General features: G+C 59.2%; 22 protein-coding genes and 1 tRNA gene. 5 read left to right on the top strand and 18 right to left on the bottom strand.

Annotated features, from left to right (window positions below; genetic code table 11):
* Positions 1-27 precede the first annotated feature (27 nt).
* The 6 genes from iolD to iolC are packed head-to-tail and all read right to left on the bottom strand — an operon-like array spanning position 28 to position 8,065.
* Complete coding sequence (gene iolD, locus GQX66_RS08330) at positions 28-1,959, bottom strand: 3D-(3,5/4)-trihydroxycyclohexane-1,2-dione acylhydrolase (decyclizing) (RefSeq protein WP_240868032.1); 1,932 nt, start codon at positions 1,957-1,959, stop codon at positions 28-30.
* 45 nt (positions 1,960-2,004) lie between these two features.
* Entirely contained in the window at positions 2,005-2,826 is an 822-nt protein-coding gene (locus tag GQX66_RS08325; protein ID WP_240868021.1) for a TIM barrel protein, read from the bottom strand.
* A 25-nt stretch (positions 2,827-2,851) separates the two neighbouring features.
* The gene (locus GQX66_RS08320) at positions 2,852-4,354 is read right to left on the bottom strand and encodes a CoA-acylating methylmalonate-semialdehyde dehydrogenase (protein ID WP_085747791.1); all 1,503 of its coding nucleotides are present in this window, start codon (positions 4,352-4,354) and stop codon (positions 2,852-2,854) included.
* Between the two features lie 30 nt (positions 4,355-4,384).
* Positions 4,385-5,194, bottom strand: coding sequence for a 5-deoxy-glucuronate isomerase (iolB, locus tag GQX66_RS08315; protein ID WP_085747792.1), 810 nt, complete (start codon positions 5,192-5,194; stop codon positions 4,385-4,387).
* Entirely contained in the window at positions 5,191-6,084 is an 894-nt protein-coding gene (gene iolE, locus GQX66_RS08310) for a myo-inosose-2 dehydratase (protein WP_085747793.1), read from the bottom strand. Before iolE ends, iolB begins: the two co-directional genes overlap by 4 nt.
* A gap of 43 nt (positions 6,085-6,127) precedes the next feature.
* The gene (gene iolC, locus GQX66_RS08305) at positions 6,128-8,065 is read right to left on the bottom strand and encodes a 5-dehydro-2-deoxygluconokinase (protein WP_134020748.1); all 1,938 of its coding nucleotides are present in this window, start codon (positions 8,063-8,065) and stop codon (positions 6,128-6,130) included.
* 308 nt (positions 8,066-8,373) lie between these two features.
* Here iolC and GQX66_RS08300 point away from each other — a divergent pair, with 308 nt between their 5' ends.
* Positions 8,374-9,294, top strand: coding sequence for a MurR/RpiR family transcriptional regulator (locus GQX66_RS08300; protein WP_085747795.1), 921 nt, complete (start codon positions 8,374-8,376; stop codon positions 9,292-9,294).
* 120 nt (positions 9,295-9,414) lie between these two features.
* Positions 9,415-10,536: a Gfo/Idh/MocA family oxidoreductase gene (locus tag GQX66_RS08295; RefSeq protein WP_240868018.1), complete on the top strand. Its 1,122-nt coding sequence runs from the start codon at positions 9,415-9,417 to the stop codon at positions 10,534-10,536.
* Between the two features lie 143 nt (positions 10,537-10,679).
* On the opposite strand, the gene GQX66_RS08290 is transcribed toward GQX66_RS08295, so the two are convergent.
* The 9 genes from GQX66_RS08290 to thrS all read right to left on the bottom strand — a co-directional run bounded on the left by GQX66_RS08290 (position 10,680) and on the right by thrS (position 18,135).
* Positions 10,680-10,756: transfer RNA gene (locus GQX66_RS08290), tRNA-Pro, on the bottom strand.
* Positions 10,757-10,845: 89 nt separating this feature from the next.
* Entirely contained in the window at positions 10,846-11,202 is a 357-nt protein-coding gene (locus tag GQX66_RS08285; protein WP_003179985.1) for a MerR family transcriptional regulator, read from the bottom strand.
* On the bottom strand, positions 11,183-11,485 hold the full coding sequence (ihfA, locus tag GQX66_RS08280; protein WP_002553164.1) for an integration host factor subunit alpha: 303 nt from the start codon (positions 11,483-11,485) through the stop codon (positions 11,183-11,185). Before ihfA ends, GQX66_RS08285 begins: the two co-directional genes overlap by 20 nt.
* A gap of 3 nt (positions 11,486-11,488) precedes the next feature.
* On the bottom strand, positions 11,489-13,867 hold the full coding sequence (gene pheT / locus GQX66_RS08275) for a phenylalanine--tRNA ligase subunit beta (RefSeq protein ID WP_085747797.1): 2,379 nt from the start codon (positions 13,865-13,867) through the stop codon (positions 11,489-11,491).
* A 26-nt stretch (positions 13,868-13,893) separates the two neighbouring features.
* The gene (gene pheS, locus GQX66_RS08270; RefSeq protein ID WP_011333387.1) at positions 13,894-14,910 is read right to left on the bottom strand and encodes a phenylalanine--tRNA ligase subunit alpha; all 1,017 of its coding nucleotides are present in this window, start codon (positions 14,908-14,910) and stop codon (positions 13,894-13,896) included.
* 109 nt (positions 14,911-15,019) lie between these two features.
* Positions 15,020-15,376 carry a 50S ribosomal protein L20 gene (gene rplT, locus GQX66_RS08265; RefSeq protein WP_002553161.1) on the bottom strand — a complete coding sequence of 119 codons (357 nt, stop codon included), beginning with the start codon at positions 15,374-15,376 and terminating at the stop codon, positions 15,020-15,022.
* Positions 15,377-15,406: 30 nt separating this feature from the next.
* On the bottom strand, positions 15,407-15,601 hold the full coding sequence (gene rpmI, locus GQX66_RS08260) for a 50S ribosomal protein L35 (protein WP_002553160.1): 195 nt from the start codon (positions 15,599-15,601) through the stop codon (positions 15,407-15,409).
* A gap of 60 nt (positions 15,602-15,661) precedes the next feature.
* Positions 15,662-16,213: a translation initiation factor IF-3 gene (gene infC / locus GQX66_RS08255; protein WP_169432615.1), complete on the bottom strand. Its 552-nt coding sequence runs from the start codon at positions 16,211-16,213 to the stop codon at positions 15,662-15,664.
* Complete coding sequence (thrS, locus tag GQX66_RS08250) at positions 16,213-18,135, bottom strand: threonine--tRNA ligase (protein WP_085747798.1); 1,923 nt, start codon at positions 18,133-18,135, stop codon at positions 16,213-16,215. The genes infC and thrS overlap by 1 nt, the downstream gene beginning before the upstream one ends.
* Before the next feature lie 371 nt (positions 18,136-18,506).
* Between thrS and GQX66_RS08245 the strand changes: the two genes are divergently transcribed.
* The gene (locus GQX66_RS08245) at positions 18,507-18,809 is read left to right on the top strand and encodes a hypothetical protein (protein WP_085747799.1); all 303 of its coding nucleotides are present in this window, start codon (positions 18,507-18,509) and stop codon (positions 18,807-18,809) included.
* Between the two features lie 290 nt (positions 18,810-19,099).
* Positions 19,100-19,312 (top strand): cold-shock protein, encoded by a 213-nt coding sequence (locus GQX66_RS08240; RefSeq protein ID WP_003179963.1) that lies wholly within the window; start codon positions 19,100-19,102, stop codon positions 19,310-19,312.
* Positions 19,313-19,384: 72 nt separating this feature from the next.
* Here GQX66_RS08240 and GQX66_RS08235 read toward each other — a convergent pair whose 3' ends face one another.
* Together GQX66_RS08235 and GQX66_RS08230 are read right to left on the bottom strand one after the other, a co-directional pair.
* A complete protein-coding gene (locus GQX66_RS08235; protein WP_085747800.1) occupies positions 19,385-19,702 on the bottom strand; it encodes an I78 family peptidase inhibitor in 318 nt (105 codons plus the stop codon).
* 167 nt (positions 19,703-19,869) lie between these two features.
* Positions 19,870-20,175, bottom strand: coding sequence for a hypothetical protein (locus GQX66_RS08230; RefSeq protein WP_102688394.1), 306 nt, complete (start codon positions 20,173-20,175; stop codon positions 19,870-19,872).
* Between the two features lie 128 nt (positions 20,176-20,303).
* On the opposite strand from GQX66_RS08230, the gene GQX66_RS08225 reads away from it, so the two are divergent.
* On the top strand, positions 20,304-20,516 hold the full coding sequence (locus GQX66_RS08225; RefSeq protein WP_085747802.1) for a hypothetical protein: 213 nt from the start codon (positions 20,304-20,306) through the stop codon (positions 20,514-20,516).
* 33 nt (positions 20,517-20,549) lie between these two features.
* Here GQX66_RS08225 and GQX66_RS08220 read toward each other — a convergent pair whose 3' ends face one another.
* The gene (locus GQX66_RS08220) at positions 20,550-21,578 is read right to left on the bottom strand and encodes a nucleoside hydrolase (RefSeq protein ID WP_085747803.1); all 1,029 of its coding nucleotides are present in this window, start codon (positions 21,576-21,578) and stop codon (positions 20,550-20,552) included.
* Positions 21,579-21,607 lie beyond the last annotated feature (29 nt).

The raw sequence follows: 21,607 nt of genomic DNA, 5'->3' as shown, positions 1-21,607 counted from the left end.
TCCTTGTGGTTGTTCGATTCAGGGCAATCAGTACTGACGGGCCTTGGCCAGTCGTTCGTTCAGGGTTTTGGCTACCGCGTCGGTGCGGGCGCTGGTGGAGACTTGCGCCACGCCGACCCGCCACCACGACAGATAACCGTGAATCATGGTCTTGGGCAGAACCTTGATGTCGATCAGGGTCGAGACCGTCTGCAAGCGCGCATCGGCCAGCGCCGCCTGCAGTTCTTCAACGGTGTTCACCTTGTAGGTCTTGCAGCCGTAGGCCGCCGCGCTCATGGCGAAATCCACCGGCACGAAAGCACCGTCGAGCTTGCCGCTCTGCGGGTTGCGGTAACGGAACTCGGTGGCAAAGCTGTCCATGCCGTTGCCCATCTGCAGGTTGTTGATGCAACCGAAGGTCATGTTGTCGAACAGCACCACGTTGATCTTGCGCCGCTCCTGGATCGAGGTGGCGAGCTCCGAGTGCAGCATCATGTAGGAGCCGTCGCCCACCAGCGCATAAACCTCGCGCTCAGGCTCGGCGAGCTTCACGCCCAGCGCCGCGTTCACCTCATAGCCCATGCACGAATATCCGTATTCGACGTGATAGGTGTTAACGCCCTTGCTGCGCCAGCTGCGCTGCAAGTCACCGGGCAGGCTGCCGGCGGCGGCGACGATCACCGCGTCATCGGCGAGGGTTTCATTGAGTACGCCGAGCACGCGGCTCTGGGTCAGGCAGGAACCGGTCAGCTCGATGAATTCGCGCAACACCGCCGGATCGAGGTGGTCGTTGATTTCCGGGACGAATTCCCGGGCCTGATAGTCAATCTGATACAGGCGATCCACTTCCTCATCCAGTTGCGCCCGGGCCTGACGGGGTTGATCGCCCCAGCCGGAACGGTAGTCGCCCAGCGCTTCGGCCAGCGCCGACAAACCTGTCCGGGCATCCGCCAGCAGTTGCACGCCGTCGAGTTTCAGGGCATCGCACGGGCTGATGTTGAGGTTGAGAAATCGCACGTCAGGGTGCTGGAACAAGGATTTCGACGCGGTGGTGAAATCGCTGTAGCGGGTGCCGACCCCGATGATCAGATCCGCTTCCCTGGCCAGCAGGTTTGCCGCCAGGCAACCGGTTTCGCCAATGCCGCCGACGTTCAGCGGATGGCTGGACACCAGCGCGCTTTTGCCGGCCTGGGTTTCGGCGAAAGGAATATCGAAGCGCTCGGCAAACGCCTGCAACGCCGCATTGGCGCCCGAGTATTTGACGCCGCCACCACAGATGATCAGCGGTTTGCGCTTGCCTTTGAACAGTGCCACGGCATCGCCGAGCATCGCTTCAGTGGCCGGACGACGCTCGATGCGATGCACGCGTTTTTGCAGGAAATAATCGGGATAGTCGTAGGCCTCGGCCTGCACGTCCTGCGGCAGGGCCAGGGTCACGGCGCCGGTTTCGGCGGGATCCGTGAGCACACGCATGGCGTGGATTGCTGCGGTCATCAATTGTTCGGGACGGTTGATGCGATCCCAGTATTTGCTCACGGCCTTGAACGCATCGTTGGTGCTGATGCTCAGGTCGTGGAACTGCTCGATCTGTTGCAACACCGGGTCCGGTTGACGGCAGGCATAGACATCACCCGGCAACAGCAGCAAGGGAATCCGGTTGGCGGTCGCGGTCGCGGCAGCGGTCAGCATGTTCGCCGCGCCCGGCCCCACGGACGAGGTACAGGCGTAGATCTTGCGCCGCAGATGCTGCTTGGCGAAACCGATCGCCGCATGGGCCATGCCTTGTTCGTTGCGGCCCTGATGGACGATCAGGTCACCGCTGTCCTGCTCCAGCGCCTGCCCCAGACCCAGCACGTTGCCGTGGCCGAAAATGGTAAAGATCCCGGCGACGAACTTGCTCTGAACGCCATCGACCTCGATGTACTGGTTGTCGAGGAATTTCACCAGGGCCTGGGCCATGGTCAGTCTTGTTGTGGTCATAACCGCACCTTTCAAATTCAGATCCGATCCCTGCGAGGGGCACTGTCAACCCAGGGATTTGCTCAGGTGTTCCATGCTCGCGCCGATCGCCGTCTGGATATCCGCCAGGCCATGGACGCTGTCTGCAAACGGTTCAAACGACAGGTAGCCGCTGTAGCCGCCAGCAAGCAGGCTGTTGATTTGTGCCGCGTTACCGAGAATGTCGTCCGCGCCCACCAGCACCCGGTGACCATCGCCAAGGGTCGCCAGCGGCGCCTCGGTTTCCTCGACACCGGAGATGTGCACCAGCCCGGTCAGCTCAGGGAAAAACTCCTGCTCACCGGCCAAATGGTGATGAAAGGTGTCGTGAACCAGACGGAACACATCCAGCCCGCCGACTGCCTTGATCGCCTCCACCGCCGTGCGTTTGCGGCGCAGCGAGCAGGCTTTGAAACCCAGCGGCTCGATGTATCCCAGCAGGCCGTGATCGCGCAGGATCGGCGCCAGCTCACTCAACGCGGTGCGCAGGCCCGACGCTCGTTCGGCGACGCTGCGCGGATCGGCGCGGTCGTTCAACGGGCACATCACCAGCCCCCGCGCACCGCAATCGCGGGCATAGGCCGCCAGTTTCAAGGCCTGCGCGCGGCGCTCGTCATTCCACACGTCAAACGGATACAACGCGTTGATCGACAGCACGCTGATGCCATGTGCCGTGCACAACTCACGCACGTGTCCGGGCGCGGTGCCGTCCTCGATCTCGATGCCTTTGAGGTCGTTGCGGATCTCGATGGCGTCGGCCTTGAGGGTCACCGCCAATTCGATGAACGCAGGCAGGGACAAACGTGGACCGACCATTCGGTTCAGGGCAAAACGCAGTGGAGTACTCATTCTTGTTGTTCTCCGCGCAGATGATTTATTTGGCCGTCGGCATGCTGAACTCCGGGCCCTTGGCAATGCTGTCGGGCCAGCGCTGCATCACGCTTTTGTAGCGACTGTAGAAACGAATGCCTTCTTCTCCGTAGGCGTGGTGATCGCCGAACAGCGAGCGCTTCCAGCCACCGAACGAATGCCAGGCCATGGGCACCGGAATCGGCACGTTGATGCCGACCATTCCGACCTTGATGCTGCGGGCGAAGGCGCGGGCGATCCCGCCATCGCTGGTGAAACACGACACGCCATTGCCGAATTCGTGGGCGTTGATCAGCGCCACGGCACTGGCGAAATCCGGCACGCGCACGACGCCCAGCACCGGGCCGAAGATTTCCTGCTGATAAATGCTCATGTCGGTGGTGACGTGATCGAACAGCGTCGCGCCGACGAAAAAGCCCGCCTCGGCGCCCGGCACCTTGAAGTGGCGGCCGTCGACAATCAGCTGCGCACCCTGAGCCACGCCCTGATCGATAAAACCCTCCACCCTGGCCTTGTGTTCGGCGGTGACCAGCGGGCCCATGTCGTTGTCGCCTTGCAGACCGTTGCCGACTTTCAACTGATCGATCCGCGGCAGCAGTTTGGCGATCAGTTGATCGCCGACTTCGCCGACCGCGACCGCAATCGAAATCGCCATGCAGCGCTCACCGGCCGATCCGTAAGCGGCGCCGATCAAGGCATCCGCGGCTTGATCCAGATCCGCGTCGGGCATGACGATCATGTGATTCTTCGCGCCGCCCAGCGCCTGCACCCGCTTGCCGCGCGCGGTGGCCTGCTGGTGGATGTACTCGGCAATCGGCGTCGATCCGACAAACGAAATCGCCTCGATGTCCGGGTGCTGCAGCAAGGCGTCGACCGCCGTCTTGTCGCCCTGAACCACATTGAACACGCCGTCCGGCAGACCGGCTTCGGTCAACAGGCGAGCCATCAGCAAACTGGCGGACGGATCGCGCTCGGACGGTTTGAGGATGAAGCAGTTGCCGGTGACCAGCGCCAGCGGAATCATCCACAGCGGCACCATCACCGGGAAGTTGAACGGCGTGACCCCGGCGCAGACGCCGAGTGGCTGACGCAGGTTCCAGTTGTCGATGCCGCCGCCGATGTTGTCGCTGAACTCGGTCTTCAACAGACTCGGCGCACCGCAGGCGTACTCGACGATTTCAATGCCTCGGGTGACTTCGCCCCTGGCGTCGGAAAACACCTTGCCGTGTTCGCGGCTGATGATTTCGGCCAGTTCGTCGTGATGACGATCGAGCAACTCCTTGAACTTGAACATCACCCGCGAACGGCGCAGGGACGATTGCTCGGACCAGGCCGGGAATGCCTTGAGCGCCGAAGCGACAGCAGCGTCCACGGTCTTCTGACTGGCCAGCCCGACTCGCGCCTGAACGGCACCGGTGGCCGGATTGAAGACATCGCTGAATCGTTCGCTACCGCTGTCCTGCACCTGACCATCGATGTAGTGGCCTATGACCGGGGCGTCGCCCATTGTTCTTGTTCTCCGTGCGAAAGTTGGAATTCAGAGATCCAGCAGCCAGCTGTGCTGAGGGTCGTTATGGAACTGCCAGACGCGTTTCGGTCCGGCCATCACGTTCAGGTAGTAGGACTCGTAGCCATACGGCACGCTGACCGGGTGATAGCCCTTGGGCACGACCACGAGGTCGCTGTTTTCCACGGCCATGGCCTGATCGATGCTGCGGTCGTCGGTGTAGACCCGCTGGAACACGAAGCCCTGGGGCGGGTTGATCTGGTGGTAATAGGTTTCTTCGAGAAAGCTCTGGTGCGGCAGGTCGTCGGTGTCGTGCTTGTGCGGCGGATAGCTCGACGAGTGTCCCGACGGCGTGCGCACTTCCACCACCAGCAGCGAATGGGCCGGCTCGCTGTCCGGCAGGATGTCGCAGACATAGCGAGTATTGGCGCCCTTGCCGCGCACGCTGCGCTTCATGGTTTCAGGCCTGATCAGGCGCGGGCCGAGGCCCGTGGTGGTCGAACCGGGAGCGGCGCAAACCGCCACTTGCGCATCACTCAATGCCACCACCTGCGCCTGACTGCCGAGTGGCAGGTACGCGGCGAACGGGGATTTGTCTTCGAACACCGACTGGCGATCACCGAGGTTGTCCCAGTTGAAGGCGCCCTGCCCCGGCGCTTCGCCGTGGATGCCGACCCGGCCGCTGAGCAGCACCAGGCACAGCTCCTTGTCGCCCGCTGCGACAGGCAAGGTTTCACCCAGGCTCAAGCGATACGCGGCGAAACCGACGTATTGCAGCTCACCTTCAGCCAGCTCGACCATGGTCCGGCCACGGGCATTGCTTTTGACCAGCAGGCTCATCGTGCAGTCCTCGCGTCGAGCAACGCACGCAAGGTGTCGAAGCCTTTTTTCGCGTAGACATAACTCGGCGCCACTGCCGGATCCTGCTCGGCCTCGACCACCAGCCAACCGTGGTAATCGGCCGCCAGCAGCACGTCCAGCAACTCGGCGAAGTCGATGTCACCATCCCCTGGCACGGTGAAGGTGCCGTTGATGATGCAGTCGGGGAAGCTCCACAGGTTGTTGCGCGCCAGTTGTACCACCGGTTTGCGCACGTCCTTGAAATGCACGTGGCAGATGCGCGACAGGTGTTTGCGCAGCACCTGCAAGGGTTCACCACCGCCCATGTAGCAATGGCCCGAATCGAACAGCAGCCCGACTTCATTACCGGTCAACGCCATCAGGGTGTCGATGTCCGACGGCGATTCGACGTAGGCACCCATATGGTGGTGATACGCCAGACGCACGCCCTGGGACAGGGTGAAGCGCGCCAGCTCGGTCAGCTTGTCGGCGTATTGTTGCCATGCCTGTTCGGTATGAAAACGCGGGCGCTCGACCAGCGGAATTCGTTGGCCCTGAATGGAATCGGCGACCTCACCGTAAACCAGCACGTTCGCGCCGTTCTTCGCCAGCAACTCGACATGGCTGGCAATCGCATCGATTTCCTCGGCCACCGAACGCCGCGCCAGACGACTGGAATACCAGCCGGACACCAGCGCCAGGTCATACGGACGCAGCACGTCGCCAACACCTTTGGCGTCCTTGGGAAACTTGCCGTTGAGTTCGAAGCCTTCATAACCGATGGCCTTGCCTTCGCTGAGGGCGGTGCTCAGCGGCGTTTCACCGCCGAGGGACGGCAGGTCGTCGTTGCTCCAGGAAATCGGGTTGATGCCAATTCGGATAGCGGGCATGGCTGCACCTTTTATTGTTATTTCTAGAATGTTCAACCGCGGCTCAGGCCCGGGCCGTACGCCAGGCATCGATCAGCTCGACGAAGGTGCCCTGTACCTGACGGATCAGCGTCTCGTCGTCGATTTCGCCGGCCAGCCAGGCGCGGCTCGGTTCCTGGAAAATCGTCCGGCCCACGGCGAACCCGCGGCAGGTCTGGCTCTGACTGGCCTGCTGGAAGCCTTCGGCCAATGCGGATGCCGGGGCATTCAGGCCCAGCAGCACCACGCCTCGGCAATAGGGATCGCGCGCCTGGATCAGTTCGTCGAGCTGTTGCCATTCCTCGGCGCTCTGCGCTTCGATCTTCCACCACGCCGGGTAGATACCCAGGTTGTAGAGACGTTTGAGCGCGCGATACAACACGTCGGGATGCGGTGAGGGGTGATCCTTGGGCGGGATGATTTCCAGCAGCAGTTCGTGACCGCTGACTTGCGATGCCTGATACAACGCCTTGATTTGCGCTTCCTGCTCCAGCCGCAGCATCGGTTCGTCATCCGGGTGGAATTGCACCAGGCATTTGATGATTTGTTCCTGCGGCCAGGCGATCAGGTTGCTGCCGATCGAGCGCCCGTGCTCGAAGGCCAACGGCCGCGAGCCCTGCACCTCGACAGGCCGCGCCACCCACCAGCCTCGACCGGTGGCGGCGTTCAGCGAGTCCTGACCGAAACGCTGATCCGCCAGCAGCCCGACATCGGCTTCGATGCTCTGCTCGCGCAAATCGTTTTCGACCCGCTCCACGGCCTTGATAAACAGTTGCTTGAGTTCGCCGATGGCGCCGAGGTCGCGTCCGCCCTTCTGGGCCAGTTCCACCAGTTGTCCGCGATGGTCGAAGGCAAAGATGAACAGTTGCTTCCACTGCTTGCGCGGCACACTGACCTGATGCAGGCGTTGCAGGGTGACGTCCTGATCCGGCCGGGTAATCGGTACCGGGCTGCTGAACAGGTAATCGAGTTCGGCACGGGTCGGCATCGCCGGCGCGCAGGCATGGCGCGACACCACCAGACCACCGCAGGCGTTGGCCAACTGGCAGCAACGCTCGTCGCTGGCATCCTCCAGCCAACCGCTGAGGAAACCCGACATGAACGCATCGCCGGCGCCCAGTACGTTCAGCACCTCGACCCGCACGCCGGGATAAATCGCGCCGTCTTCAAGACGTTGTGGAATCTCCCCGTGGATCACCGTGCAACCTTGCGGACCGAGCTTGACCACCAAGGTCGCTGCGCTCAAGCGCCGGACATTGCGCAGGGCGGTGAGCAAATCCTCGGAACCGCCGGCCAGCAGAAACTCTTCTTCCGTCCCGACCACAAGGTCGAAGCGCGGGAGGATTTGTTGCACATGTTGAGTGACGTTCTGATCGGCAACGAAACGGGTTTCGCCGTCCGCCTTGCCGGCGAGTCCCCACAGGACCGGGCGGTAGTCGATGTCCAGCACCCGTTTGACGTTGTGCTTTTCGGCGTAGTCCAGCGCCTGGGTGCTCGCCTTGTAGACGCCATCGGTGGAGAAATGAGTGCCGGTGATCAGCAAGGCTTTGCTGGAGGCGATAAAGGCTTCGCTGATGTCTTCGGCCCGCAGCGCCATGTCGGCGCAATTCTCACGGTAGAAGACCAGGGGAAAGGTTTCCCGATCCTTGAGACCCAGCAGCACCATGGCGGTCAGTCGCTCCGGATCGACCTTGATGCCGCTGACATCGCAGCCTTCACGGGCCAGCGACTCGATCAGGAAACGCCCCATATGATCGTCGCCGGTCCGGCTCAGCATCGCCGACCTGAGCCCCAGCCGGGCGGTGCCGAACGCGATGTTGGCGGACGAGCCGCCGAGGTATTTGGCGAAGCTGCTCACATCCTCCAGCCGTGCCCCGACTTGCTGCGCATAGAGGTCGACGCCGAGGCGTCCGAGGCAAATCAGATCCAATTGACGTCCACTGGCAAAACGAGTCTGGCCCATGCTGGCTCCTGTTATTTTTATCAGCCTGTGCCCAACGCGGTGACCGCGCCGGACACTCTTGGTGGATGCAGACTAAAACGAGCCGGATCGAACAATCAATAAATATTCCAATTATTTTTCACGTGGAATATTTTTTCCAATAAGCTTCAGTGCGGGCGCTCCAGACGCAGTGCATCGTTTCAGCAGGCATCCCGCTGGCGCAAGCCCAAGATTTTGTCCGGGCCGAGCCTGTAGACTGCGCACAGCCAAACTATTGTCAGGGGACGAGACGTAACCGTCCCTATAAGAACAAGCCAAAAGGATTATTTATGTCCAGCACCGATCAGCCGGCTACCGCCGAGAGCACGCCCGAGAGCGATCTTGCCAGCCCCCCGATCAATGCCGAGCGTCTGCTGCAGCTCATCACCACTGAATACGAAAGCCTTCCGCGCCAGCTCAAACGCATCGCCAGTTACATGAGCCAGCAAAGCGACCGGATCATGGTCGACCGCATCAGCGACATCGCCCGCGAGTGCGAAGTGCACCCGTCGGCCATCGTGCGGTTTTCCCAGCGTTTCGGTTTCAGCGGATTCAGTGAAATGCAGGCGCTGTTCCGCGAGGCGTATACCCACAAAGCCACGCCGGTACAGAACTACCAGCAGCGCATTCGCAGCATGATCGCCAACAAGTCGCAGAAAGCCAGCGGCGGCGACCTGGCCCGCGAGTGCATCGACGCCACCCTTTCGGGCATCGAACGCCTGGGCCAGGAACTGGATGACCAAGCCTTTGAAAAGGCCGTGGATCTTGTGGTCAATGCCGACAATATCTACGTGGTCGGCGTGCGCCGCTCGTTCGCCGTGGCCGACTATCTGGTCTACAACCTGCAACACACCAACAAGCGCATTCACCTGGTCTCGGGCCTCGGCGGCAGCTATCGCGAGCAGATGCGCAGCGTGCGCGCCAATGACCTGGTGATCGCCATCAGCTTTACGCCGTATGGTAAGGAAACCCAGCACTGCCTGCGCATCGCCCAGCACCATCAGGCGAAAACCCTGATCATCACTGACAGCAATCTCTCGCCCCTGGCCAAGCGCGCCAATACCCTGCTGCTGGTCAATGAAGGTAGCTCGTTTGCGTTCCGATCCTTGAGTGCGACTTTGTGCCTTTGCCAGGCGCTGTTTATCGCCGTGGCCTATCGACTGGAGTTGAAGGTGGACGAGATACACGAGCAGGTCGGGTTCGAGGACTGATCGGAGCACCGTCATCTCAACGAATGTGGCAATTCAAAATATTTATTCCATTATTTGAATGCAGGGAATATTTATTCTATAAACAGGATCTCTGAAAACAAAAACTCAAAGGATCCTGTCATGCGTGAACTCGGAATCGGCCTGATCGGCACGGGCTTCATGGGGCGCGCCCACGCCCTGGCCTTTCGCAACGTCAGCGGGGCATTCGAACTGCCCTTCACCCTTCGCCTGGCCGCCCTGGCTGACGCCGATCCCGCACGCGCACAAGCCTGCGCCACCGCCTGGGGCTTCGATCAGGCCCATGGCGACTGGCAGCGATTGATCCACGACCCCAAGGTCAACCTGATCGCCATCACCACTCCCAATCACCTGCACTACCCGATGGCCATGGCCGCCCTCGCCGCCGGTAAGCCGGTTTACTGCGAAAAGCCGCTGGCGGTGAATCTTGAGCAAGCTCATGCCATGCGCGTGGCGGCGAAGCATGCCGGCGTCGTCACCCGGGTCGGCTACAACTATCAGCACAACCCGATCATCGGCCTGGCGAGAGAGCTGATCCTGAGTGGCGAACTCGGCAAGATCATCAGCTTTCAAGGTGAATTCAGCGAAGATTTCATGGCCGATCCGGCCTCCCCCTGGTCGTGGCGCTGCGAACCGGAACATGCTGGTGGAGCATTGGCGGATCTGGGCAGCCACCTGCTCGCCATGGCGCGCTACCTGCTGGGCGATGTCGAAGCGGTGTGCGCCGACTCCCAGACAGTCCATGGCCAACGCCCGACCACAACCGGCAGCCAGGAACGACGTCGCATTGCGGTCGACGATCAGGCCCATGCCTTGCTGCGTTTCGCCAGTGGCGCGCGGGGTACCTTCAGCAGCAGCTGGCTCAAGCATGGCTACAAGAATCATCTGAGCTTCGAGATCAGCGGCACCCGAGGCACCCTGGCGTTTGATCAGGAGCGCTTGAACGAGCTACGCCTGTGTCGCGCCGGCGAAGGTGGCTTCCAGCGTTTACTCGCCGGACCGGACTTGCCCGGCTACGCCGCGTTCAGCCCGGCGCCGGGGCATCAGCTGGGCTACAACGAGCTGAAGACACTGGAAGTGCATGAGCTGATCATGGCGTTGGCCGGGAGCGGGCAGACCGGGACTGATTTTGAAGAAGCATTTGAAGTTGAGAGGCTGGCGACGGCGATTCGGGTCGCGGCTGAGGAACGACGCTGGGTGTCTGTCAGTGAAATCACTGGGTAGTTTTGTGCGGGCACAAAAAAGCCGATCTAGGTGATCGGCTTGAGTGTCGGACTTTGATGAGGAAGTAAACTGGATCCCCTGTAAAAGTCCCTGCGCATGAAAAAGCCCAACTCGCTAAAGTTGGGCTAAGTCATTGAATTATATGGTCGGGACGGAGTGATTCGAACACTCGACCCCTAGCACCCCATGCTAGTGCGCTACCGGACTGCGCTACGCCCCGACTAGGTTTGAAACTCGTTCTCCATCTCGAAGAACGCTCAAGAATATATCGCAAGCTTTTGAAAACTGGAAGTATTTAAAAGCAGGAAATTATTTCTTGAGAACCACCAGAACATCTTCGAGCTCGGCGATCATCTGGCGGATCATTTGCTTGTATTGGGTGGTGTCGTCTTTGGCTTCATCGCCGGACAGACGCAGTCGCGCGCCGCCGATGGTAAACCCCTGATCGTAAAGGAGCGCGCGGATCTGCCGGATCATCAGCACGTCCTGGCGCTGATAATACCGGCGGTTTCCGCGGCGTTTGACGGGGTTGAGCTGAGGAAACTCCTGCTCCCAGTAGCGCAGCACGTGCGGTTTTACCGCACACAGCTCGCTGACTTCACCGATGGTGAAGTAGCGTTTGCCCGGGATGACGGGGAGCTCGTCGTTATGACTTGGTTCCAGCATAAGCCTCAACTCGGGCCTTCAACTTCTGCCCTGGACGAAAGGTGACCACACGGCGAGCCGTGATCGGGATTTCTTCCCCCGTTTTCGGGTTGCGGCCAGGCCGCTGGCGTTTGTCCCGAAGGTCGAAATTGCCGAAACCCGACAATTTGACCTGCTCGTTGTCTTCAAGAGCGTGCCTGATTTCCTCGAAAAACAGTTCAACCAATTCCTTGGCTTCCCGCTTGTTCAGGCCCAGCTCTTCATACAGACGTTCCGCCATCTCAGCTTTCGTCAAAGCCCCCATACGTCACTTCCTTAACGTGGCGTTCAACCTTTGTTCGAGCGAGGTGAGGATATTTTGCGTCGTCGAATTCACCTCATCGTCATTAAGAGTGCGCGATGGATGCTGCCAGGTCAAGCCGACTGCGAGGCTTTTTCTATCAGGATCAATGCCTTTACCCTGATACACGTCAAATAGCCTGAGGTCTGTCAGCCATTCGCCTGCATTTTCACGGATTACGTCCAGTACAGCCGAGGCTGCAACGTCTTTGTGCGCAATCAGTGCCAGGTCACGACGCACTTCAGGAAAGCGCGACAACTCGTGGAATTTCGGCATTTTACCCAGAGCGACTTCAGCCAGAACCAGCTCGAAGACAAAGACCGGACGGTCGAGACCCAGGGACTTCGACAGTTCAGGGTGAATCGCGCCGATAAAGCCGACTTCACGCCCTTCCCGCTCGATGCGTGCGGTCTGGCCCGGATGCAGCGCAGGGTGTTTGCCCGGTGCAAAAGTGAACTGATCCAGCGCACCGGCAAAGCCCAGCACTGCTTCTACGTCAGCCTTGACGTCGAAGAAGTCCACGGTATCGCGACCTTGCGCCCAGCCTTCCGGCAGACGGCTGCCGCATACCACACCGGCGATCATCGACTCTTGCTTCAGACCTTCCAGCTGACCGACAAAGCGCAGACCGCTCTCGAACAGACGAACACGATCCTGCTGGCGGTTGAGGTTGTGCTGCAACGCCTTGACCAGACCCGGCCACAGCGACGAACGCATGGCGGCCATGTCATTGGAGATCGGGTTCGCCAACAGCAGCGGCTCCACGCCCGGGTTGAACAGCTCGAACTGCTTCGGATCGATGAAGCTGTAGGTGATCGCTTCCTGGTAGCCACGGGCGACCAGCAGACGACGCAGCTCCGGCAGATCGCTGCGCGCTTCGGCCTTGGCCTGTGGCGCCAGACGAGCTTGCGGGTAACGAACCGGCAGGCGGTTGTAACCGTACAGACGTGCCAGCTCTTCGATCAGATCGACTTCCAGGCTGATGTCGAAGCGATGGCTTGGCACTTCTACGCGCCACTGCCCTGCTCCGTCGGCGGAAACCTTCAGACCCAAAGCATTGAGCAGACGCTCGACTTCGGCCGAATCCATTTCCATGCCCAGCATCTGGGTGATGCGCTGAGCCCGCAGGGTGATCGGCGCGATCGACGGCAAGTGCTGCTCGCTGACGGTCTCGATGATCGGGCCGGCTTCGCCACCGGTGATTTCCAGCAGCAGGCCGGTGGCGCGCTCCATGGCTTCACGGGCCAGTTGCCAGTCCACACCGCGCTCATAGCGGTGCGAAGCGTCAGTGTGCAGACCATACGAACGAGCCTTGCCCGCGACAGCGATCTGGTCGAAGAACGCACTTTCAAGGAACACGTCGCGAGTGGTCGCGGAAACGCCACTGTGCTCGCCACCCATCACGCCGGCAATCGCCAGAGCGCGAGTGTGGTCGGCGATCACCAGCGTATCGCTGCGCAGGCTGACTTCCTGACCGTCGAGCAGAACGAGCTTCTCGCCCTCTTCCGCCATGCGCACACGGATGCCGCCATTGATTTCGGCGAGATCGAAGGCGTGCAGAGGCTGGCCCAGCTCGAGCATCACGTAGTTAGTGATGTCGACGGCGGCGTCGATGCTGCGGACTTCGGCGCGACGCAGACGCTCAACCATCCACAGCGGCGTCGGCCTGGACAGGTCAACGTTACGGATGACACGGCCCAGGTAACGCGGGCAGGCCGCAGGTGCCAAAACTTCTACCGAGCGCACTTCGTCGTGCACCGCCGGAACGGTCATCACCACCGGGCGAGTGACCGGAGCGTCGTACAGCGCGCCGACTTCACGGGCCAGACCGGCCAGGGACAGGCAGTCGCCACGGTTCGGAGTCAGATCGACTTCGATGCTGGCGTCTTCCAGGTCCAGATAAACACGGAAATCTTCGCCCACCGGCGCATCGGCTGGCAGCTCCATCAGACCGTCATTGCCTTCACCGACCTGCAGCTCGGATTGCGAGCACAGCATGCCGTTGGACTCGACACCGCGCAGCTTGGCCTTCTTGATCTTGAAGTCGCCCGGCAGCTCGGCACCGATCATCGCGAACGGAATCTTCAGGCCTGGACGCACGTTTGGCGCACCGCACACGACCTGGAAAGTTTCCGCGCCATTGCTGACCTGGCACACGCGCAATTTGTCGGCATCGGGGTGCTGCTCGGTGCTCAGCACCTCACCCACCACCACGCCACTGAAAACACCGGCGGCCGGCGTAACGCTATCGACCTCAAGACCGGCCATCGACAGACGGGCAACCAGCGCGTCGCGATCTACCTGCGGGCTGACCCAGCCACGCAGCCATTGTTCACTGAATTTCATCCTGCTCTCCTAAGAATTCGTTACGACTAGCGAAATTGCGCGAGGAACCGCAAGTCGTTGTCGAAGAACAGACGCAAGTCGTTCACGCCGTAACGCAGCATGGCCAGACGCTCAACGCCCATGCCGAAGGCAAAGCCCGAGAACTCTTCCGGATCGATCCCGGACATGCGCAACACGTTCGGGTGAACCATGCCGCAGCCCATCACTTCCAGCCAGCCAGTCTGTTTGCAAACGCGGCAGCCTTTACCGCTGCACATCACGCATTCCATGTCGACTTCGGCGGAAGGCTCGGTGAACGGGAAGTACGAAGGACGGAAACGCACCGCCAGCTCTTTCTCGAAGAACACCCGCAGGAACTCTTCGATCGTGCCTTTGAGGTCGGCGAAGTTGATATCGCGATCGACCAGCAGGCCTTCGACCTGGTGGAACATCGGCGAATGGGTGATATCGGAGTCGCTGCGGTACACACGGCCTGGGCAGACAATGCGGATCGGCGGCTTTTTCGATTCCATGGTGCGGACCTGTACCGGCGAGGTATGGGTGCGCAGCAACATGTTGGCGTTGAAATAGAAGGTGTCATGCATCGACCGGGCCGGGTGGTGACCTGGGATGTTGAGCGCCTCGAAGTTGTGATAGTCGTCTTCAACCTCAGGGCCTTCGGCAATGCCGTAGCCGATATGGGTGAAGAACTGTTCGATACGTTCCAGAGTCCGGGTTACCGGATGCAGACCACCGGAGGTCTGACCGCGGCCCGGCAGGGTCACGTCAATCGATTCGGCAGACAGTTTGGCAGCCAGTTCGGCTTCTTCAAACAGAGCCATGCGCGCATTGAGAACGCCTGTAACACGTTCCTTGGCAACGTTGATCAGGGCGCCGACCTGCGGACGCTCTTCTGCCGGCAAATTCCCCAGGGTCTTCATCACCTGAGTCAATTCACCCTTTTTGCCAAGGTATTGAACCCGGATTTGCTCCAGGGCATTGATATCTTCAGCGCTTTGCACAGCCTCTAGTGCTTGAGAGACCAGCGCATCCAGGTTTTCCATGTACAGACTCCAGATACAAAATAGGGGAAGAGCTTGAAGGCTCTTCCCCTATTTATGACGTTTAACACTTGGCCCCACAGAGGTGGGGCCAGGTGACTGTCGGGGGTACTTAAGCCAAGGTGGCTTTAGCTTTCTCGACAATCGCAGCAAACGCCGCTTTTTCGTTCACTGCCAGATCAGCCAGAACCTTACGGTCGATCTCGATGGACGCTTTTTTCAGGCCAGCGATGAAACGGCTGTAGGACAGACCGTTAACACGAGCACCAGCGTTGATACGAGCGATCCACAGAGCGCGGAACTGACGTTTTTTCTGACGACGGTCACGGTAGGCGTATTGGCCTGCCTTGATTACCGCTTGCTTGGCAACACGGAATACGCGGGAGCGTGCGCCGTAGTAGCCTTTAGCAAGTTTCAGAATTTTTTTGTGACGTTTACGGGCAATGACGCCACGCTTTACACGAGCCATGAGTTACTTCCTCTATTCTTGATCCAAAAATTAACGAAGGCGCAGCATGCGCTCGACTTTTGCCACGTCAGACGGATGCAGCAAGCTGCTACCGCGCAGTTGACGCTTACGCTTGGTCGACATTTTGGTCAGGATGTGGCTCTTGAAAGCGTGCTTGTGCTTGATACCGTTAGCAGTTTTCAGAAACCGCTTAGCAGCACCACTTTTGGTTTTCATCTTTGGCATGTTCGGATACTCCGCATTCAGTTGATAAACATAATCAGAAGGCCTGCCGTGCCCTGTTGATTACTTCTTCTTTTTCGGGGCGATGACCATGATCAGCTGGCGTCCTTCCATCTTAGGATGCTGTTCGACCGAACCGTACTCGAGCAGGTCTTGTTCAACCCGCTTGAGGAGTTCCATCCCCAGCTCCTGGTGGGCCATCTCACGGCCGCGGAATCGCAAGGATACCTTGGCCCTGTCCCCGTCACTCAGGAAACGTACCAGGTTGCGCAGTTTTACCTGGTAATCCCCTTCCTCCGTCCCTGGACGAAACTTGATTTCTTTTACCTGAATCTGCTTCTGGTTCTTCTTCGCCGCAGCAATCTGCTTCTTCTTTTCGAAGATCGATTTGCCGTAGTCCATCACCCGGCAAACCGGCGGGACTGCGTCGGCAGAGATTTCTACCAGATCAAGCTTTGCTTCTTCAGCAATACGAAGCGCTTCATCAATCGAGACGATGCCAATCTGCTCGCCATCAGCGCCAATTAACCGAACCTCGCGTGCCGAGATATTCTCGTTGATCGGGGCTTTCGGTGCAGCTCGTTTATCTTGTCTCATTTCACGCTTAATAATAATTACTCCGAATCTGGGCGACCACGCCGGGAAACCGCTTGCGCGAGAAACTCAGCGAACTGGGCGACGGGCATCGAGCCCAGGTCAGCACCTTCACGAGTACGCACAGCGACAGTCTGCATCTCGACTTCCTTATCCCCAATAACCAAGAGATATGGAACCTTGAGCAAAGTATGCTCGCGGATTTTAAAGCCGATCTTTTCATTTCTCAAGTCGGACTTGGCACGAAACCCGCTTTCGTTGAGAGTTTTTTCGACCTGAGCGACGAAATCTGCCTGTTTATCAGTGATATTCATGATCACTGCCTGGGTTGGCGCCAGCCACGCAGGGAATGCACCTTCGTAGTGCTCGATCAGAATCCCGACGAAACGCTCGAACGAACCGAGGATCGCACGGTGCAACATCACCGGATGCTTGCGGCTGTTGTCTTCGGAGACGTATTCGGCTCCCAGACGCACCGGCAGGTTGAAATCGAGCTGCAAGGTACCACACTGCCACACGCGACCGAGGCAATCTTTCAGCGAGAATTCAATCTTCGGACCGTAGAAAGCGCCCTCACCCGGCTGCAGATCGTACGGCAGACCAGCGCTATCAAGCGCTGCAGCCAGGGCCGCTTCGGCGCGATCCCACAGCTCGTCGGAACCGACGCGTTTTTCCGGACGAGTGGACAGCTTCATCTCGATGTCTTTAAAGCCGAAGTCGGCATAAACATCCATGGTCAGCTTGATGAACGCTGCCGATTCAGCCTGCATCTGTTCTTCGGTGCAGAAGATGTGGGCGTCGTCCTGAGTGAACGCGCGCACACGCATGATGCCGTGCAGCGCACCCGACGGCTCGTTGCGATGGCAGGCACCGAACTCGGCCAAGCGCATCGGCAGCTCGCGGTAGCTCTTCAGACCCTGGTTGAACACCTGCACGTGGCAAGGGCAGTTCATCGGCTTGATGGCGTAGTCGCGGCTTTCCGACTCGGTGGTGAACATGTTGTCGGCGTAGTTGGCCCAGTGCCCGGATTTCTCCCACAGGCTGCGGTCAACGACTTGCGGCGTCTTGATCTCGAGATAGCCGTTGTCGCGCTGCACTTTGCGCATGTACTGCTCGAGAACCTGGTAAAGCGTCCAGCCATTCGGGTGCCAGAACACCATGCCCGGCGCTTCTTCCTGGGTATGAAACAGGCCCAGGCGCTTGCCGATCTTGCGGTGATCGCGCTTTTCAGCTTCTTCGATACGCTGGATGTAAGCAGCCAGTTGCTTCTTGTCAGCCCACGCGGTGCCGTAAACGCGCTGCAATTGCTCGTTCTTGGCATCACCGCGCCAGTAGGCGCCGGACAGCTTGGTCAGCTTGAAGGATTTCAGGAAGCGAGTGTTCGGCACGTGCGGACCGCGGCACATGTCGACGTATTCTTCGTGATAGTACAGGCCCATGGCCTGCTCGTTCGGCATGTCCTCGACCAGACGCAGCTTGTAATCTTCGCCACGAGCCTTGAACACTTCGATCACTTCGGCACGCGGGGTGACTTTCTTGATGACGTCGTATTCGGTGTCGATCAGCTGTTGCATGCGCTGTTCGATGGCCGCCATGTCGTCCGGCGTAAAAGGACGCTCGAAGGCGATGTCGTAATAGAAGCCTTCATCAATGACCGGACCGATGACCATTTTGGCCGTCGGGTACAACTGCTTGACCGCGTGGCCAACCAGGTGGGCGCAAGAGTGGCGAATGATCTCCAGCCCCTCTTCATCCTTTGGCGTGATGATTTGCAGCGTTGCGTCGCTGTCGATGATGTCGCTGGCGTCAACCAGCTTGCCGTTCACCTTGCCGGCCAGGGTGGCCTTGGCCAGGCCTGCACCGATGGATGCGGCGACCTCGGCTACGGAAACCGGGTGATCGAATGAACGTTGACTGCCGTCGGGAAGAGTAATAGTTGGCATGGCGCCTCCTCTCCTAGTGGTGACCCCTACCAAAGGTCACGTGGGTTGGGATGAGCCAGTACAAGATCCGATCCAGGCCATTCAATGACGAACGCCTGCCTTACAGCGGCAGGAGCCTTGCGGCCAACCGGAAAACCGAACCAGAGTGACTGGGATTCAAATCAGAAAATTCGTACGCTGCCGCTGCCAGGACTGAAGGTCATCCGGAGCTTGCGAACGCCCGAGCCAGGCATGCTAGCACAGATGAACGGTCACCGATGCACTCTGGTTTTACCGGGAGGCAAATCGTCCGTTTTATGCCAGAGTGCTGAACTTGATCGGCCTTAGGCCCCTCAGATAACAAGACATTGACCCACAAGGAGCATCCTCGCATGCGTCTTAACACCCTGCTTGCTGCAGTCGCCCCCCTCGTTTTGCTGCTGCCGTTGAGCGCCCACGCCGACTGGCCGAAGGGCGAGCGTGAGAAATACATGGCTCAGTGCACCCAGGCGGCCACTCCGCAAATCGGTGCCGCTGCCGCAAAGTCCCACTGCGCGTGCGGTGCCGATGCGATCAAGTCCTACCCGGCCAGCGACATTCAGGCACTGATGGACAACAAGGCCAGCCAGGAACTGCAGCAGAAAGCCCTGGGGCAAATTGCCAAATGCAAGGCCAATACACCGGCGAAAAAATGATGGAACAGGCCTTTCCACTGCCCCCAGCACCGCTGAAAAGCATCTGATTCAGGCCTTTTCGTACGATTTATGCAGGTTTTACAGGTTTTTTTATTGTCTTCATTTTTCGCCAGAAGCCTTTTAAACCGGGGCCTCCAGCCGAAACAGGCAGTAAAGAAAACACGACTGATTGGCAAACAGCACGTCCGGGGGGCTACCAAAGCGAACATTTCGACTATGATACCCCAGTGTGCCCAGTTGGCCTGAGCAGCACAGTACTACTGAAAATATATGTTTCTTGGAGATACACCATGTCTAATCGCCAAACCGGCACCGTTAAATGGTTCAACGATGAAAAAGGCTTCGGCTTCATCACTCCTCAAGGTGGCGGTGACGACCTGTTCGTACACTTCAAAGCTATCGAATCCGACGGTTTCAAAAGCCTGAAAGAAGGCCAGACCGTTTCCTTCGTGGCTGAGAAAGGCCAAAAGGGTATGCAAGCTGCACAAGTTCGCCCAGAGTAATTTCCCGGCGCACTAAAAAAACCCCGTCCATGTGACGGGGTTTTTTATGGGTGAAACAAACGCCCGAAAGGCTCAGCCGCAGTTGACGCGGGTGACTACCAGGTTCTGATCGGTATTCAGGTTGAGGCGATCGGAGCGGTACTCCAAAGTGATCATGTCATTCGGCTTGAGGAATCGGGCGTTCTGCGCACCGGCTTTCTTGCGCGCTTGCTCCAATAGTTCCGGCGAAGCTTTCTTGCCGAGAGCGAACTCCGCAGCCGATGCTTCACAACGACCATGTCCGGCCTCAGTCGCCACGGGATCCTTCTGCGACTCGCTGGAGGTCGTAGAGCAACCAGCCAACAGAGCAACGGCCATCAGTGCACCCAGTGACGCGAACTTCCAAGGCATTGAAGCCTCCTTATTTCAATTTTGAGCAGAGATCGTGCGACCGCCAATACGGCGTTTGGTTTCACGGTGAGTGCTATCACCCCGCCCCACAATCGGAAAAACACTGAGTGTGCCTGAGCAACGTCTGAAGCTTCACCCCGTAAAACGTCACTGAATATTAATGACGCTCAGTAGACATCTATGTAATCGAAGGGAGGATTTGGCCAGTTGTCCTTGAGCGCGTTGAAGATCTGCATGACCCAGACTTCGTCGTTGGCCGCGACATTTCCCACGTATCCCGAGCCTTTTGCCCAGGTCTCCAGACGAAATAGCAGGCCATCTATGTCTTGACCACCAGTGACACCCGAAGAGATATACGCAATCCCACCCTTGGTCACGCGCAGTTGAGTGTGTTCGTCATCACTGGCTGACGCCAGCATCCGGCGGACAGCATCAAGGGTCAGGCCGTCGGGGCTATTCAAATCGATCTGCACAGCGCAATCCTTGTTTTTTGCGGAAACGACCAAGTGTCGCATAGCCCTGCGCTCATGCCTAAGTCGCAGTGCCAAACGCTCGGCAAAGTGGTTAACTCAAAACTCCGATCCCGCGACCGAGCCTTGCCATGACCACCGTAAGCATTACCGCCGACATCAAGGCCGCCTGGCCGCAAGGGCACAGTTCTTACAGCCCGGGCAGTCCGGAGGAATTGGCATTGATCAGCATTGACTTGCTGGTGAAGACGCTGGGAACGCAAGGCGCGCAGTCGTTCATCGCCCAGCTGTTCGAAAAGTATCCCGATGACTTCAAAGGCACATCGGACACCGAGAGGGAGTAAAAGCCCGCAAGCTGGCACCTGCGGGCGTATCGCTTACTTCAGACGTTTCAGACGCTCGGTCAGCAGATCGAAAAAGCCTTGGGCGTCGCCGTTCTCCACCCAGAAGGCGTTCTTCGGCGCCTTGAGGCCGTCATACCAGTCGACAATAGTCTGGCCGAAGGTCGGGCCTTCACGGCTGTCGACCACCACATTCACCGACCGGCCAGTGAACAGCTCAGGCTTGAGCAGATAAGCCACGACGGTGGCGTCATGCACAGGACCACCCGGAATGCCGTAGTGCTCCATATCGCCTTTGATGTACTCGTTGAGGATGTCGCCGACAATCTTGCTCGCATTGTTGTTCAGCGCCGCGATCTGCTTCAGGCGCGCATCGCTGGTCAGGATCTTGTGGGTCACATCCAGTGGCAGGTAAGTCAGTTTCACCCCGCTTTTAAGCACCACTTCCGCTGCTTGCGGGTCGGCGTACAGGTTGAACTCGGCCACCGGCGTGATGTTGCCGCCATTGAAGTGGGCGCCACCCATGATCACCACTTCCTTGATCCCCTGAACAATCTCCGGCTCCTGGATCAGCGCCAGGGCCAGGTTGGTCTGCGGGCCGAGCATCGCGATGGTGATGCTGTGCGGCTTGGCTTTTTTCAGGGTGTCGATCAGGTAGTTGACCGCATTGCCTTCGGCCAGGCCCTTTTTCGGCTCGTGCACGGTGACACCCGACAGGCCTTCCTTGCCATGGATGTTTTCGGCGTAGATCGGAGTGCGCATCAGCGGCTTCGGCGCGCCGGCGTACACCGGAATCTCTTCCCGCCCTGCCCACTCACGGGCCAACCGGGCATTGCGCGAAGTCTTGTCCAGACGCACGTTGCCGGCCACGGTGGTGAACGCGCGAATGTTCAGCTCCTCCGGTGAGGCCATGGCTAACAACAGGGCGACCACGTCATCGGCGCCCGGATCGGTGTCGATGATCAGGTCGATCTTTTCCGCCGCCTGGGCGCCGGTCGCGGTTATCACGGACAAAAGCAGCAGACTCCGAATCAATTGATGCATTTTTTGAGCATAGCGGTGCATGGCGCATTCCTTGTGCAGATGAAATCAAA

Origin of the sequence: Pseudomonas sp. B707 (assembly GCF_022496685.1) — a bacterium.
Taxonomy (GTDB): domain Bacteria; phylum Pseudomonadota; class Gammaproteobacteria; order Pseudomonadales; family Pseudomonadaceae; genus Aquipseudomonas; species Aquipseudomonas paraglycinae.
Note: the sequence above shows the minus strand (reverse complement) of the source record. Positions and strands in the feature narration are given on the sequence as shown.

Excerpts from the sequence above, each read along its gene's own strand:
- GQX66_RS08220 (WP_085747803.1), bottom strand. The coding sequence starts at position 21,578 with ATGCACCGCTATGCTCAAAAAATGCATCAATTGATTCGGAGTCTGCTG.
- GQX66_RS08235 (WP_085747800.1), bottom strand. The coding sequence starts at position 19,702 with ATGCCTTGGAAGTTCGCGTCACTGGGTGCACTGATGGCCGTTGCTCTG.
- pheT (WP_085747797.1), bottom strand. The coding sequence starts at position 13,867 with ATGAAATTCAGTGAACAATGGCTGCGTGGCTGGGTCAGCCCGCAGGTA.
- GQX66_RS08295 (WP_240868018.1), top strand. The coding sequence starts at position 9,415 with ATGCGTGAACTCGGAATCGGCCTGATCGGCACGGGCTTCATGGGGCGC.
- rplT (WP_002553161.1), bottom strand. The coding sequence starts at position 15,376 with ATGGCTCGTGTAAAGCGTGGCGTCATTGCCCGTAAACGTCACAAAAAA.
- pheS (WP_011333387.1), bottom strand. The coding sequence starts at position 14,910 with ATGGAAAACCTGGATGCGCTGGTCTCTCAAGCACTAGAGGCTGTGCAA.
- thrS (WP_085747798.1), bottom strand. The coding sequence starts at position 18,135 with ATGCCAACTATTACTCTTCCCGACGGCAGTCAACGTTCATTCGATCAC.
- GQX66_RS08245 (WP_085747799.1), top strand. The coding sequence starts at position 18,507 with ATGCGTCTTAACACCCTGCTTGCTGCAGTCGCCCCCCTCGTTTTGCTG.
- iolD (WP_240868032.1), bottom strand. The coding sequence starts at position 1,959 with ATGACCACAACAAGACTGACCATGGCCCAGGCCCTGGTGAAATTCCTC.
- GQX66_RS08285 (WP_003179985.1), bottom strand. The coding sequence starts at position 11,202 with ATGCTGGAACCAAGTCATAACGACGAGCTCCCCGTCATCCCGGGCAAA.
- GQX66_RS08225 (WP_085747802.1), top strand. The coding sequence starts at position 20,304 with ATGACCACCGTAAGCATTACCGCCGACATCAAGGCCGCCTGGCCGCAA.
- ihfA (WP_002553164.1), bottom strand. The coding sequence starts at position 11,485 with ATGGGGGCTTTGACGAAAGCTGAGATGGCGGAACGTCTGTATGAAGAG.
- GQX66_RS08325 (WP_240868021.1), bottom strand. The coding sequence starts at position 2,826 with ATGAGTACTCCACTGCGTTTTGCCCTGAACCGAATGGTCGGTCCACGT.
- GQX66_RS08240 (WP_003179963.1), top strand. The coding sequence starts at position 19,100 with ATGTCTAATCGCCAAACCGGCACCGTTAAATGGTTCAACGATGAAAAA.
- iolB (WP_085747792.1), bottom strand. The coding sequence starts at position 5,194 with ATGAGCCTGCTGGTCAAAAGCAATGCCCGTGGCCGGACCATGGTCGAG.
- iolC (WP_134020748.1), bottom strand. The coding sequence starts at position 8,065 with ATGGGCCAGACTCGTTTTGCCAGTGGACGTCAATTGGATCTGATTTGC.
- rpmI (WP_002553160.1), bottom strand. The coding sequence starts at position 15,601 with ATGCCAAAGATGAAAACCAAAAGTGGTGCTGCTAAGCGGTTTCTGAAA.
- iolE (WP_085747793.1), bottom strand. The coding sequence starts at position 6,084 with ATGCCCGCTATCCGAATTGGCATCAACCCGATTTCCTGGAGCAACGAC.
- GQX66_RS08300 (WP_085747795.1), top strand. The coding sequence starts at position 8,374 with ATGTCCAGCACCGATCAGCCGGCTACCGCCGAGAGCACGCCCGAGAGC.
- GQX66_RS08320 (WP_085747791.1), bottom strand. The coding sequence starts at position 4,354 with ATGGGCGACGCCCCGGTCATAGGCCACTACATCGATGGTCAGGTGCAG.